The following is a 14,252-nucleotide window of genomic DNA, read 5'->3' as shown; positions in this document are numbered from 1 at the left end:
CTCAAGTCCCGGTGGAGGTTGCCGATAACCTTCATCAGGACTCGTGTCTGAACGTATAAAAGGAACCCCCATGTCCAGTTTGATTAACAGCGCCATGAGTGGCCTCAGTGCTGCCCAGTCGGCACTCAATACCGTCAGTAATAATATTTCAAGCTATAACGTGGCGGGTTATACCCGCCAGACTACCATCCTGGGGGCATCAAACAGCACCCTGACCGGCGGTGGCTGGGTGGGTAACGGAGTATATGTCTCCGGTGTTCAGCGTGAATATGACGCCTTTATCACCAACCAGCTGCGCGCGGCGCAGAACCAGAGCAGCGGGCTGACCACGCGCTACCAGCAGATGTCAAAGATTGACGACGTGCTCTCGGATACCACCAACTCCGTTTCCAGCACGCTGCAGGATTTCTTCAAAAGCCTGCAAACCCTGGTGAGCAACGCCGAAGATCCGGCTGCCCGTCAGACGGTGCTGGGCAAGGCGGATGGGCTGGTAAACCAGTTCAAGGTTAACGATCAGTACCTCCGCGATCAGGATTCGCAGGTGAATACCGCGATTGCGACCAGCGTCGATCAGATCAACAACTACGCGCAGCAGATCGCTAACCTCAACGATCAGATTTCCCGTCTGACGGGCGTGGGGGCTGGCGCATCGCCAAACAACCTGCTCGATCAGCGCGATCAGCTGGTCAGCGAACTGAACAAGATTGTCGGCGTTGAGGTCTCTGTCCAGGACAGCGGTACCTATAACGTTTCGTTCGGCAACGGCTATAGCCTGGTTCAGGGCAGCAAGGCGAATCAGCTGGCAGCGGTAAGCTCCAGCGCAGACCCAACCCGCATCGCGGTGGCGTATGTTGATGAAGTCGCGGGCGCGATTGAAATTCCTGAAAAAGCGCTGAACACCGGATCGCTGGGCGGCCTGTTAACGTTCCGTTCGGAAGATCTGGATAAAGCGCGTAATACCCTGAACCAGCTGGCGCTGGCCTTTGCCGATGCGATGAATACCCAGCATGAAAAGGGCTTCGATGCCAACGGCGATCAGGGTAAAGCGCTGTTTAACATTGGCTCGCCGGCCGTGGTGAGCAACAGCAAAAACTCGTTGCCCGGCGCGAGCGTGACGGCTACCGTAGCGAAAAGCTCGGACGTGCAGGCGACCGATTACAGGCTCGAGTTTAACGGTACCGACTGGACGGTTACGCGTCTGGCTGACAAAACCTCCTTCAAGGCCACGCCGGATGCCAGCGGTAAGATGACCTTTGACGGCCTGACGGTGAACGTCTCCGGCACCGCCGCCCCTAAAGACAGCTTTATCGTCAAGCCGGTCGTTAACAGCATCGTCAACATGAGCGTGGCTATCTCTGATGAATCCCAGCTGGCGATGGCGGAAGCCGCTGACGGCGGCGAGAGCGATAACCGTAACGGCAAGGCGCTGGTGGATCTGCAAAACAGCAAAGTCGTTGGCGGCAACAAAACCTTCAACGACGCCTATGCCGCGCTGGTCAGTACCGTAGGCAGCACTACGGCATCGCTGAAAACCAGCAGCCAGACGAAAGCCAACGTGGTGACGCAGTTAAGCAACCAGCAGCAGTCTATCTCCGGGGTTAACCTCGATGAGGAGTACGGCAACCTGCAGCGCTACCAGCAGTATTACCTGGCGAATGCTCAGGTTCTGCAAACGGCCAATACGCTTTTTGACGCGTTAATCAATATTCGCTAAAGACGAGGTGAAAAATGCGTATTAGCACCCAAATGATGTACGAACAGAACATGCGTGGCATCACCGATTCCCAGAGCCGCTGGTTAGGCTTTGGCGAGCAGATGTCCACCGGTAAGCGCGTAAACCGTCCGTCTGACGATCCGATTGCGGCATCCCAGGCGGTGGTACTTTCTCAGGCGCAGTCCCAGAACAGCCAATTTGCCCTGGCGCGCACCTTTGCCACGCAGAAAGTGTCCCTCGAAGAGAGCGTTCTCGGCCAGGTGAATAGCGCCATTCAGTCGGCGCAGGAGAAAATCGTGTACGCCGGCAACGGTTCATTAAGCGATAGCGACCGTGCATCGCTGGCGAACGATTTGCAGGGTATTCGCGATCAGCTGATGAATCTGGCAAACAGCACTGACGGTAACGGCCGCTATATCTTTGCCGGTTACAAAACGGATAAAGCGCCGTTCGATCAGGCTAACGGCGATTACAGCGGTGGCGATATCGGGATTTCTCAGCAGGTTGATTCCGCTCGCACGATGCAGATCGGCCATACCGGCACTGAAGTCTTTGACACCTTTACCAGTAATGCCAAGCCGGAACCCGCAGGCAGCACGCAGGAAACAAACCTGTTCAAAATTCTCGATACGGCGATTGCCGCGCTGAAAGACCCAATCGAGGGTGATGCTGCAAAAGCCGAGGCCCTGACGCAAAGTATTGATAAAGCTAACCGCGGCCTCAGCAACTCGCTGGACAACATACTGACGGTGCGCGCTGACCTGGGTACCAAACTGAACGAGCTGGACAAGCTGGATGCGCTGGGTGACGAGCGCGCGCTGGGGCAGACTCAGCAGATGAGCGACCTGGTTGACGTGGACTGGAACGCTGCGATTTCCTCCTACACCATGCAGCAGGCGGCGCTGCAGGCCTCGTATAAGGCCTTTAGCGATATGCAGGGTATGTCTTTGTTCCAGCTTAACAGATAAGACTCTCGCCTTTTGGAACATGCCATGAAACTGGGTATGTTTTGACTGCCCAACCCGCAGGGGTTGGGCATTTTTTTTATACACCTTCAGCCTGCGCAGACGTCACCCGGGCGCTTTCTACCAGCCTGATGACCAGCGCAATCGCGCCGCACAGGGTTGCCAGCGCCACCACGCCAGACCAGCCTGCCAGGGTATAGATATTGCTGCCTAATGCCGAACCCAGCGCCATCCCGATAAAGACAACGGTAAACAGCAGGGCGTTAAGGCGTCCACGCGCCTGCGGCTCAAGGCTATAAACCAGATTCTGGTGCGCCACGAGGCTGGACTGCAAGCCGAGATCGAAACCGACAGCAGAAAGGGCTATCAGGATCAGCTGGCCATGTACGCCCAGCGCCGGCATCAGGAACATCAGGGCAAACGAGACGGTCACCAGCGCGGCACCCAGCTGGGTTACTTTACCGGCACCCAGCTTATCGGCCAGGCCTCCTGCCAGCGGTGCGGCCAGCGCCCCGGCGGCTCCGGCAATACCAAACCCACCCGCCACGGCGCTGCCGAGGTGATAACGTTCCAGCAGCATCACCGCCAGCGTCGACCAGAACGCGCTAAAGGCAATCGACAGAAAACCCTGCGCCAGTGCGGCCCGACGCAGCGCCGGGTAGCGACGCCAGAGGTGCTCCATGGAGCGCAGAAGGGCCGGATAGCTCAGCGTGGAGTGAACGGCAAAGCGGGGAAGCACGGCCCACATCACCACACCGACAAACGCAATGCTTGCGGCAGCCAGCTGGTACATCACCCGCCAGCCAAAGGCTTCACCCACCACGCCGCTTACGGTCCGGGAGAGCAGAATGCCCAACAGCAGGCCGGTCATCACCGTGCCGACGGTTTTTCCCTGTTTCCCTTCGGGCGCCAGGATCGCCGCGGCGGGGACGATGTCCTGCGCCATGGTGGCGGCCATGCCGATCAGCAGGCTGGCGAGCAGCAGGGAGTGCAGTTGTCCTGTCAGGCTACAGGCCAGCAGGAACAGCGCCAGGGCCGCGCTTTTTATCAGAATTAACGTCCTGCGGTCATGGCGATCGCCGAGCGGTAACAGGAACAGGATCCCTAAGGCGTAACCCGCCTGCGTAAGCGTCGGCACCATGCCCATTCCTTCGATGCTCAGGTGCAGGTCTGCGCCCATCAGCGGCAGCAGAGGCTGGGCATAATAGATGGATGCCACGCTGAAGCCAGCCCCGAGCGCCAGCATTAAGATTACCCAGCGGCTTACGGCCCGGGCGGCAGTTGTTGTGTTCATATGACGTTCCTCATTCATCGTGTGGGGCTATTTTTTCTCACTACGCCTTGCGGCGGTAGCGGGCACGGTGGTAAAACGCTTATACGTTGGACGTATGGCACGTTGGAATATGAAAAGAGCTGAGCGTATAGACAGGGTGGAACTGATGCGGACGTTTGTACGTATCGTTGAGGCAGGATCGCTTTCCGCCGCGGCGCGCCAGCTGGCGACAACCCAGGCCACGGTAAGCCGGCGACTACAGTCGCTTGAGACAATGCTTGGGGTGCGCCTGATGCTGCGCACCACCCACACGATGCGGCTGACCGATGACGGCGAACGCTGCTATCAGCACGCGCGCCGGGTCATTGACAGCTGGCTGGCGCTGGAAGATGAGGTGGGGCAGTCGGAAGATGAACCGGTGGGGGTGCTGCGGGTGCGGGCACCTCACGCGTTTGGTCAGGATCAGCTTCTGAAACCATTAACCGAATTTTTGCAGCGCTATCCGCTACTTTCCATTGAGTGGCTGCTCAACGATCGTTCAGCTGATTTTCTCGGGGACAATCTCGACTGCGCTATCCGGGTGGGCGCTGAGGTCGATCCGGCAACCGTATCCGTACTGCTGGCCGAAGTGCCGCGCTCGGTGGTGGCTTCACCGGAGTTACTGGCCCGCTTTCCGGCGGTTAAAACGCCGGAAGATTTGCAGCAGCTTCCCTGGATTGCCATCAGCTCTTTTTACCAGCGTCATGTGGAGCTTTTCCATGATGCCTCCCCAGTACCGGTGCGGGTAGCCATTACGCCACGCCTGAGCACCGACAGCCTGTACGTGGCACGCAATACGGCGCTAACCGGGCTTGGCGTGGCGGTTGTATCCAGCTGGACGGTTCAGAACGATATTCGGGAAGGGCGTCTGGTGCATTTGTTGCCGGAGTGGCAACCGGCGGCGTTACCGGTACATCTGGTTTATCCGTGGTCTCGTTATTATCCGGCGCGCCTGCGACGCTTTCTAGAGATGATGCGCCAGATAATGCCGGAGGTGACCGGGATGAGAAAGCCCGTGCAGCAGCCATAAAAAAAGCCGACCCGGAGGTCGGCTTTCTGACTTAGCGTGCGTTATTCAACGGACTGCGGACGGGTAGCTGGGGCAGTAGCCTTATGCGTTGCGCTATGGCCGCCGGCAGCACCTTTACCTTCGAAGTTGAATTCCGGGCGTACCCAGTCGCTATGGCGCGGCGCTTCAGGCACATACTCTGGTGCCGGCGCGCGGGTCATAGGTGCCGTTGCAACGTGCGCAGGCGCTGGTGCGGCGATAACTTCAACCGGAGCTGGCTTCACTTCAGGCGCTTTCGCTTCTTCGACAACAGGCTCAACCTGAATCTCGACGTCCTGAACCACCTCTTCGGTAACCGTTTCGACAGCAGCGTCTGCGGTTTCTTCCACTGCTGGTGCAGGTTCAGCGTGCTCCGCTACCTCTTCAGCCACTACGGCATCTTCTTCGGCAATAATCTGCGGTGCGGCATCAACCGTCGCAGCAATAACTTCAGGATGGGTAGTTTCAACTTCCACAGCCTGAGGCTCTGTCGTTTCTACAGCCTGAGGTTCAACCACCTGAGGTTCAACCACGGTTGCCGCTTCAGTCACGACTTCTTCTGCCGCTGCTACCGGTGCAATTACCTCTTCGGTCACAGCCTGTTCTTCAACAGCCTGCTCCGGACGAGCAACCGGATAGCGGATCCAGACCTTACCGGAGGCCATTTCAGGTGACGCACACGCCACGGTCAGCGGCATCGGTGACTGGGTCGGGTAACGCTCGTCACGATAGCGACGACGACGCTGGCCGCTAACGCGCAGATGACGCGGAGAACGGCGTGAGCGACGCGGCATACCCGCGTTGTCGCGGTTTTCACCGCTTTCGTCCTGCTCAACCTGATTTTCTACCACCGCTGGCAGATCGACTTTCGCCACCTGCGTACCGGTTGCGCTGTCTGCTGCTTCAACCGCGACAACGGCGGTTTCTTCAGCCTGTACCTCGCCCACGCGCACCTTCTGTGCGAGCTGGCGCTGCTTGCGACGCGGCATAACCTGCGTGCGCTCTTCCTGCTCGGCTTCCTGCTGTTCAACAGGCGCTTCGCGGTTCAGGCTTTTAACTTCCTGCTGCGCCTGGCGCTTCTCGTCGTTACGGCGACGATTACGCTCGCGGCGCGGCTGCTGTTCGTCACGCGGTTTGCTCTTTTCGGACTCGTCGCCCGCCTGTTGGCGAATTTCACGATCTTCAACATTCTGCTGTTGCTTCTCGCGACGGTTGCGACGGTTGTCCTCGCGCTGCTCGCGGCCTTCGTTGTTGTCGGAACGATTATCACGGCGTTCATTACGATCGCCACGCTCATTGCGCTCATTGCGGTCGCGACGATTGTTCTGACGCTTGCGGCGTTCCAGCTGACGCTCTGGCTTCGCTTCTTTCGGCGCTTCTTTTGGCTGCTCAGGTTGCGCTTCTTCGCCAGCGAACATCTTCTTCAGCGCGCCGAAGAGGCGGCTCAGCAGACCCGGCTGCTCAGGCTGCGCTTTTGGCGCGACAGGAGCAGCTTTTTGCTCGGCCGGTTTGGCTGCCGGTTTTTCCAGCGTTGCTTCCGGCGGGGCTTCAGGCATGATGAAGGTCGCTAAAGCAGGCTGCTCAGGCAGTTTACGCTCGGCAGGCTCCTCATCGGATGGCAGTGCCATCTCTTCTTCATGCAGCTTAGGCAGCAGGTAGCTGAGGGTGCTTGTCTCTTCACCTTTACGGACACGCAGCACGTGATAGTGCGGAGTCTGCATCTCGTCGTTTGGCACGATGATGCAGCGAACGCCGCCCTGGCGCGCTTCGATTGCGCTCACCGCCGCACGTTTTTCGTTCAGCAGGTAAGAGGCAATTGGCACCGGAACGATGGCGTGAACCTCTTTGGTGTTCTCCTTCAGCGCTTCTTCTTCAATCAGACGCAGAATGGAGAGGGAGAGAGATTCGTTGTCACGCACGGTACCCGTACCGGAACAGCGTGGGCAGACGTGATGGCTGGATTCGCCGAGTGACGGGCTGAGGCGCTGACGGGACATCTCCAGCAGGCCAAAGCGGGAAATATGGCTGATCTGAATGCGCGCACGATCCTGGCGAACGGCTTCACGCAGGCGGTTTTCAACCGCACGCTGGTGGCGAACCGGGGTCATGTCGATGAAGTCGATGACGATCAGACCGCCCAGGTCGCGCAGGCGAAGCTGGCGGGCAATTTCATCAGCGGCTTCAAGATTGGTGTTGAAGGCCGTCTCTTCGATATCGCCGCCGCGGGTTGCACGCGCGGAGTTGATGTCGATGGCGGTCAGCGCTTCGGTTGTATCGATAACGATAGAGCCGCCGGATGGCAGACGCACTTCACGCTGGAAGGCCGACTCGATCTGGGATTCAATCTGATAGTGGCTGAACAGCGGGATTTCACCGGTGTACAGTTTGATTTTGCTGGTGAAATCCGGACGGCCCAGCGCGGCGATGTGCTGGCGAGCCAGCTCAAGCACTTTCGGGTTATCAATCAGGATTTCGCCGATGTCCTGACGCAGGTAATCGCGGAAGGCACGCACGATGACGTTGCTTTCCTGGTGGATCAGGAACGGAGCAGGGCGGCTTTCAGCCGCTTTCTTAATGGCTTCCCAGTGCTTCAGGCGGAAGCTCAGGTCCCACTGCAATGCTTCGGCAGATTTGCCGACGCCTGCGGTGCGCACGATAAGCCCCATGCCGTCCGGCAGCTCAAGGCTTGCCAGCGCTTCTTTCAGCTCGGTACGGTCATCACCCTCGATACGGCGTGAGATACCACCCGCACGCGGGTTGTTTGGCATCAGTACCAGATAGCTTCCTGCCAGACTGATAAAGGTGGTCAGTGCGGCACCTTTGTTGCCGCGCTCTTCTTTATCGATCTGAACGATAACTTCCTGACCTTCACGCAGAACATCTTTAATGTTCGGACGGCCATGGGAGCTGTAGTTTGCAGGAAAATATTCGCGGGCGATTTCTTTAAGAGGAAGGAAACCATGACGCTCAGCACCGTAATCGACAAATGCAGCCTCAAGGCTTGGTTCAATGCGGGTGATTTTACCTTTGTAAATGTTCGCTTTTTTCTGTTCGTGTCCAGGACTTTCGATATCCAGATCGTACAGGCGCTGCCCATCCACAAGGGCGACACGCAACTCTTCTTGCTGAGTTGCGTTGATTAACATTCTTTTCATCGTAACTTACTCGTTATTCTTACATTGACGACAAAGCTGCGGGCAAGGTGACGCTTTCCGGGGTATGAACCGATGGCCTCGTGTCTATTCACGTCGCCAACCTCACGGTTGTCGCTCGCTTAAGAGGCGCAGAGTGTCGGTTGCCTGTGTGTCATACGGAAACACAGCGCAATTATCAGGGGAATTGCCTGGGAAAACTCTCCAGAGAACAATCCTTATACCGGGAAGTACTGCAACCCGCAGCCCGCTAACTGCCTGAAAGATCAATACGTCTTACGCCATTGCTGCGTGGATGATCGGTCAGACAAAATTGGTCATTCCGTCGACATCCTTACAAAACCCGGATTTAACGCGGAAAACGGATTCATTATTCCACTGCTCGCCGGGTTATAGCAAGATGACTTTTACCAATTATCACCCGGTTACTCACAGTTTCTTCACTTCAACGAGGCGATTGGTTTAATAACCACCAAATCGATTGCGCGAAAGGGGAGCATTCCGGATAAAAGTAAATATAAGCATAGAAAAATGAGTGGCGCTAATGTCAGACGATATTTAGAATCGCCAACCATGAAAACAGAGACTCCAGCCGTAAAAATGGTTGCCATCGCCGAAGACGAAGCGGGGCAACGTATCGATAACTTTTTGCGCACCCAGCTGAAAGGCGTGCCAAAAAGTATGATTTACCGCATCCTGCGCAAGGGCGAGGTGCGGGTGAACAAAAAGCGCGTGAAGCCCGAGTATAAGCTCGAAGCGGGTGATGAAGTGCGCATTCCACCGGTCCGCGTTGCGGAGCGCGAAGAAGAGGCGGTTTCGCCGAAGCTGCAAAAAGTCGCTGCCCTGAGTGACGTTATCCTTTATGAGGACGACCACATCCTGGTGCTGAACAAACCTTCAGGAACCGCGGTGCACGGGGGAAGTGGACTGAGCTTTGGCGTGATTGAAGGGCTGCGGGCCCTGCGTCCGGAAGCGCGTTTCCTTGAGCTGGTTCACCGCCTTGACCGTGATACCTCTGGCGTACTGCTGGTGGCAAAAAAACGTTCCGCGCTGCGTTCGCTGCATGAACAGCTGCGTGAAAAAGGGATGCAGAAGGATTACCTGGCGCTGGTGCGCGGCCAGTGGCAGTCCCATGTGAAAGTGGTCCAGGCACCGCTGCTGAAAAATATTCTGCAAAGCGGTGAGCGCATTGTGCGCGTGAACCAGGAGGGGAAACCGTCCGAGACGCGCTTTAAAGTTGAAGAGCGCTACGAATTTGCCACGCTGGTTCGCTGTAGCCCGGTGACGGGGCGAACCCACCAGATCCGCGTACATACCCAGTTTGCAGGCCATCCGATTGCCTTTGACGATCGTTACGGTGACCGCGAGTTTGACAAGCAGCTGGCGGGCACGGGGCTGTCTCGTCTGTTCCTGCATGCGGCTGCGCTGAAGTTTACCCATCCCAATACCGGTGAAATCATCCGTATTGAAGCGCCGCTGGATGAGCAGCTGAAGCGCTGCCTGAAGGTTCTGCGCGGCTAAGGTAAACGTAAAACGGCAACGACGTTGCCGTTTTTAATGTTTACACCTTCTCCCTGGGGAGAGGGCATCAGGCCGCAGCGGTTACGCCGTCAGCGGATTACACGCTTCTCGCCTTAACATCTGGCATAGCGCAATCAGCGGTAACCCCACCAGCGTATTCGGGTCTCGACCGTCCAGCTTATCGAATAGCGCAATCCCCAAACCTTCACTTTTAAAGCTCCCCGCGCAGTTCAGCGGACGTTCCCGGCGCACGTAATCCATAATCTCCTGCTCGCTGAGATGGCGAAAATGGACGTCGAACGGCTCGCATTCGGTTTGCAGGTGGCCGGAGGCCGAGTTATAGAGCGCCAGGCCCGTATAAAAGGTCACAATACTGCCGCGTGCGCGCATCAACTGCTTACAGGCATTCTCTTCGGTATGCGGTTTACCGGTGATTTCACCGTCAAGCACACAAACCTGATCGGAGCCTATAATCAGATGTGCAGGATAACGTTCGGCAAGCGACTGCGCTTTCTCCTGCGCAAGACGGGTCACCAGATGACGCGGCGACTCGCCGGGTTGTGGGGTCTCATCAACGTCCGGTGCCGCACATTCAAACGGGATCCCGAGCTTTTCCAGCAGCATTCGGCGATAGGGTGAAGTGGAAGCAAGTACGAGATTTGGCATATTTTTATCACCAGATATAGCGTATCGATGCCAGCCATTTTAAACTACAGGCCGCAATGTGTGCGAATAATTGGCAAAAGGCAGCTCTGGTTGCCTTTTTCTTTGACTCTATGACGTTACAAAGTTAATATGCGCGCCCTATGCAAAAGGTAAAATTACCCCTGACTCTTGATCCGGTTCGTACGGCTCAAAAACGCCTCGATTACGAAGGAATCTATTCTTCCGATCAGGCGGAGCGTATTGCCGAATCCGTAGTCAGTGTGGACAGTGATGTAGAATGCTCCATGTCGTTCGCTATCGACAACCAGCGTCTTGCCGTTTTAACCGGTGATGCGAAGGTAACGGTAACGCTCGAGTGCCAGCGTTGCGGGAAACCGTTTGTACAGCATGTTCACACAACGTATTGTTTTAGTCCGGTTCGTTCTGACGAACAGGCTGAAGCACTCCCGGAAGCGTATGAGCCGATTGAGGTTAACGAATTCGGTGAAATCGATCTTCTGGCTCTGGTTGAAGATGAAATCATCCTCACCTTGCCAGTGGTTCCGGTGCATGATTCTGAACACTGTGAAGTGTCCGAGGCGGACATGGTCTTTGGGGAACTGCCTGATGAAGCGCAAAAACCAAACCCATTTGCCGTATTAGCCAGCTTAAAGCGTAAGTAATTGAGGAGTAAGGTCCATGGCCGTACAACAGAATAAACCAACCCGTTCCAAACGTGGCATGCGTCGTTCCCATGACGCACTGACTGCAGTTACCAGCCTGTCTGTAGACAAGACTTCTGGTGAGAAACACCTGCGTCACCACATCACCGCTGACGGTTTCTACCGCGGCCGCAAGGTTATCACTAAGTAATCACGCGTCAGCGTGATTAGGCTTAGTGAGGAACTTCCCCGTGCAAACGGGGAGTTTACCGAACCAGGCTGCGACGATACCTTGACACGTCTAACCCTGGCGTTAGATGTCATGGGGGGAGATTTTGGCCCTACCGTGACAGTGCCTGCAGCTTTGCAGGCACTGAATTCTAATTCGCAACTCACACTTCTTTTAGTCGGTAATCCCGACACAATCACGCCATTACTCGCAAAAGCTGACTTTGAACAACGTTCGCGTCTGCAGATTATCCCTGCGCAGTCAGTTATTGCCAGTGATGCCCGGCCATCGCAGGCTATTCGCAATAGCCGCGGCAGCTCTATGCGAATTGCGCTGGAGCTGGTGAAAGAAGGGCGAGCGCAGGCTTGCGTCAGCGCGGGAAATACCGGCGCGCTGATGGGCCTGTCGAAATTATTGCTCAAGCCGATTGAGGGCATTGAGCGTCCGGCGCTGGTGACGGTGTTACCGCATCAGCAGAAGGGCAAAACGGTGGTGCTCGATCTGGGCGCTAACGTGGATTGTGATAGTACAATGCTGGCTCAGTTTGCCGTCATGGGGTCGGTGCTGGCAGAAGACGTGGTTGGGATTACGCATCCCCGCGTTGCGTTGTTGAACATTGGTGAAGAAGAAACCAAAGGCCTGGACAGTATCCGCGACGCTGCGGAAATACTCAAACAGGTCCCGTCCATCAACTATATTGGTTATCTCGAAGCCAATGAGCTGCTGACGGGCAAAACGGATGTATTAGTGTGTGATGGCTTCACCGGAAACGTAACGTTGAAGACCATGGAAGGGGTCGTAAGAATGTTCCTTTCTCTGCTGAAATCGCAGGGAGAAGGTAAAAAAAGGTCCTGGTGGCTGATTTTATTAAAGCGTTGGTTACAAAAAAGCCTGACGCGGCGATTCAGTCACCTCAACCCCGACCAGTATAATGGCGCCTGTCTGTTAGGATTGCGCGGCATCGTGATTAAGAGTCATGGCGCCGCCAATCAGCGAGCATTTACCGTCGCGATTGAACAGGCAGTGCAGGCGGTGCAGCGACAAGTTCCTCAGAGAATTGCCGCTCGCCTGGGATCTGTATTAGCTAAAAGTGACTGAGCGTACATGTATACGAAGATTTTAGGTACCGGCAGCTACCTGCCAACACAAGTGCGTACCAACGCCGATCTTGAAAAAATGGTAGATACGTCTGACGAGTGGATTGTCACGCGCACAGGTATCCGTGAACGCCGTATCGCCGCGCCAGACGAAACTGTCTCTACCATGGGCTTCGAAGCTGCACAGCGTGCGCTTGAAATGGCCGGGATTGATAAAGATCAGATCGGGCTTATCGTGGTGGCGACAACCTCCGCCACGCATGCCTTCCCAAGCGCAGCGTGTCAGGTACAGAATATGCTCGGCATTAAAGGCTGCCCGGCATTTGATGTGGCAGCAGCGTGTGCGGGCTTCACCTATGCGCTGAGCATCGCCGATCAGTACGTAAAATCTGGTGCCGTCAAATATGCGCTGGTAATCGGTGCTGACGTGCTGGCGCGTACCTGCGATCCAGCCGATCGCGGCACGATCATTATTTTTGGCGACGGTGCGGGCGCGGTGCTGCTGGGGCAGTCCGACGAGCCGGGCATCATCTCCACGCATCTTCATGCTGACGGTCGCTACGGCGAGCTGTTAACGCTGCCTAACGCCGATCGCGTTAACCCGGACAGCTCGATTTACCTGACGATGGCGGGTAACGAGGTGTTCAAGGTTGCCGTGACTGAACTGGCCCATATCGTTGAAGAAACGCTGGAAGCGAATAACCTTGATCGCTCCGCCCTCGACTGGCTGGTGCCGCATCAGGCTAACCTGCGTATCATCAGCGCGACGGCGAAGAAGCTGGGCATGTCAATGGATAACGTTGTGGTGACGCTGGATCGCCATGGCAATACCTCTGCGGCATCGGTACCGTGCGCATTTGACGAAGCGGTACGCGATGGACGAATTAAACGGGGCCAACTGGTCTTGCTTGAAGCCTTTGGTGGCGGGTTCACCTGGGGTTCCGCGCTGGTTCGTTTCTAGGATAAGGATTAAAAAATGACGCAATTTGCTTTTGTGTTCCCGGGACAGGGCTCGCAAACCGTTGGGATGTTGTCTGAAATGGCAGCAAACTATCCGGTTATTGAAGAGACTTTCCGTGAAGCTTCTGATGCGCTGGGTTATGATCTGTGGGCGCTGACCCAACAGGGCCCCGCTGAAGAGTTAAACAAAACCTGGCAGACGCAGCCTGCGCTGCTGGCTGCATCCGTCGCGCTGTGGCGCGTATGGCAGCAGCAGGGCGGTAAAGCGCCTGCACTGATGGCGGGTCACAGCCTGGGCGAATACTCTGCGTTGGTTTGTGCAGGCGTGATTGCCTTCGCTGATGCGGTGCGCCTGGTTGAATTGCGTGGAAAATTCATGCAGGAAGCGGTGCCAGAAGGTACGGGCGGCATGTCTGCCATCATCGGTCTTGATGATGCTTCTATTGCAAAAGCGTGTGAAGAATCTGCTGAAGGTCAGGTGGTTTCTCCGGTAAACTTCAACTCGCCGGGCCAGGTGGTTATCGCCGGCCATAAAGAAGCGGTTGAGCGTGCGGGCGCTGCCTGTAAAGCCGCGGGCGCTAAACGCGCGCTGCCGCTGCCGGTGAGCGTGCCGTCACACTGCGCGCTGATGAAGCCAGCCGCCGACAAGCTGGCGGTTGAGCTGGAAAAAATGACCTTTAACGCGCCGACGATTTCCGTTGTGAATAACGTCGACGTGAAGTGCGAAACCGCGCCGGAGGCTATCCGTAACGCGCTGGTTCGCCAGCTCTACAGCCCGGTTCAGTGGACCAAAACCGTTGAATATATGGCGTCTCAGGGCGTTGAACATCTGTATGAAGTGGGGCCTGGTAAGGTGCTTACCGGTCTCACCAAACGTATTGTTGACACCCTGACTGCCTCGGCGATTAATGAGCCGGAAGCAATGAAAGCGGCACTCTCGCAATAAA

The 14,252-nt window shown here is 56.3% G+C and carries 12 protein-coding genes; 9 read left to right on the top strand and 3 right to left on the bottom strand.

Annotated elements, in window-relative coordinates; translation table 11 throughout:
- Window positions 1-70 precede the first annotated feature (70 nt).
- Both flgK and flgL read left to right on the top strand, forming a co-directional pair.
- Window positions 71-1,714, top strand: a complete 1,644-nt coding sequence (gene flgK / locus IM304_RS03510) for a flagellar hook-associated protein FlgK (RefSeq protein ID WP_193356300.1) — start codon at window positions 71-73, stop codon at window positions 1,712-1,714.
- A gap of 14 nt (window positions 1,715-1,728) precedes the next feature.
- Window positions 1,729-2,682 (top strand): flagellar hook-associated protein FlgL, encoded by a 954-nt coding sequence (gene flgL / locus IM304_RS03505; protein WP_148421745.1) that lies wholly within the window; start codon window positions 1,729-1,731, stop codon window positions 2,680-2,682.
- 76 nt (window positions 2,683-2,758) lie between these two features.
- On the opposite strand, the gene IM304_RS03500 is transcribed toward flgL, so the two are convergent.
- Entirely contained in the window at window positions 2,759-3,973 is a 1,215-nt protein-coding gene (locus IM304_RS03500; RefSeq protein ID WP_148421744.1) for an MFS transporter, read from the bottom strand.
- Window positions 3,974-4,067: 94 nt separating this feature from the next.
- Between IM304_RS03500 and IM304_RS03495 the strand changes: the two genes are divergently transcribed.
- Window positions 4,068-5,021, top strand: a complete 954-nt coding sequence (locus tag IM304_RS03495; RefSeq protein WP_193356299.1) for a LysR family transcriptional regulator — start codon at window positions 4,068-4,070, stop codon at window positions 5,019-5,021.
- A gap of 41 nt (window positions 5,022-5,062) precedes the next feature.
- Here the strand turns inward: IM304_RS03495 and rne are convergent, their stop codons facing one another.
- Window positions 5,063-8,194: a ribonuclease E gene (gene rne / locus IM304_RS03490; RefSeq protein WP_193356298.1), complete on the bottom strand. Its 3,132-nt coding sequence runs from the start codon at window positions 8,192-8,194 to the stop codon at window positions 5,063-5,065.
- Between the two features lie 570 nt (window positions 8,195-8,764).
- Between rne and rluC the strand changes: the two genes are divergently transcribed.
- Window positions 8,765-9,712: a 23S rRNA pseudouridine(955/2504/2580) synthase RluC gene (rluC, locus tag IM304_RS03485; RefSeq protein ID WP_176678637.1), complete on the top strand. Its 948-nt coding sequence runs from the start codon at window positions 8,765-8,767 to the stop codon at window positions 9,710-9,712.
- An 81-nt stretch (window positions 9,713-9,793) separates the two neighbouring features.
- Here rluC and IM304_RS03480 read toward each other — a convergent pair whose 3' ends face one another.
- Window positions 9,794-10,378, bottom strand: a complete 585-nt coding sequence (locus IM304_RS03480) for a nucleoside triphosphate pyrophosphatase (RefSeq protein WP_193356297.1) — start codon at window positions 10,376-10,378, stop codon at window positions 9,794-9,796.
- 140 nt (window positions 10,379-10,518) lie between these two features.
- Between IM304_RS03480 and yceD the strand changes: the two genes are divergently transcribed.
- The 5 genes from yceD (at window position 10,519) to fabD (ending at window position 14,251) form a co-directional block, all read left to right on the top strand.
- Window positions 10,519-11,040: a 23S rRNA accumulation protein YceD gene (yceD, locus tag IM304_RS03475; RefSeq protein WP_006174678.1), complete on the top strand. Its 522-nt coding sequence runs from the start codon at window positions 10,519-10,521 to the stop codon at window positions 11,038-11,040.
- A 16-nt stretch (window positions 11,041-11,056) separates the two neighbouring features.
- A complete protein-coding gene (gene rpmF / locus IM304_RS03470) occupies window positions 11,057-11,230 on the top strand; it encodes a 50S ribosomal protein L32 (protein ID WP_003857964.1) in 174 nt (57 codons plus the stop codon).
- An 81-nt stretch (window positions 11,231-11,311) separates the two neighbouring features.
- The gene (gene plsX / locus IM304_RS03465) at window positions 11,312-12,346 is read left to right on the top strand and encodes a phosphate acyltransferase PlsX (protein ID WP_209007149.1); all 1,035 of its coding nucleotides are present in this window, start codon (window positions 11,312-11,314) and stop codon (window positions 12,344-12,346) included.
- A 6-nt stretch (window positions 12,347-12,352) separates the two neighbouring features.
- The gene (locus tag IM304_RS03460; protein WP_148421738.1) at window positions 12,353-13,306 is read left to right on the top strand and encodes a beta-ketoacyl-ACP synthase III; all 954 of its coding nucleotides are present in this window, start codon (window positions 12,353-12,355) and stop codon (window positions 13,304-13,306) included.
- A gap of 15 nt (window positions 13,307-13,321) precedes the next feature.
- Window positions 13,322-14,251, top strand: a complete 930-nt coding sequence (gene fabD / locus IM304_RS03455; protein WP_148421737.1) for an ACP S-malonyltransferase — start codon at window positions 13,322-13,324, stop codon at window positions 14,249-14,251.
- The last annotated feature ends 1 nt before the right edge of the window (window position 14,252 follow it).

The organism is Enterobacter cloacae complex sp. P40C2, assembly GCF_014930695.1.
Classification (GTDB): domain Bacteria; phylum Pseudomonadota; class Gammaproteobacteria; order Enterobacterales; family Enterobacteriaceae; genus Enterobacter; species Enterobacter pasteurii.
This window is presented reverse-complemented; position numbering and strand designations above follow the sequence as displayed.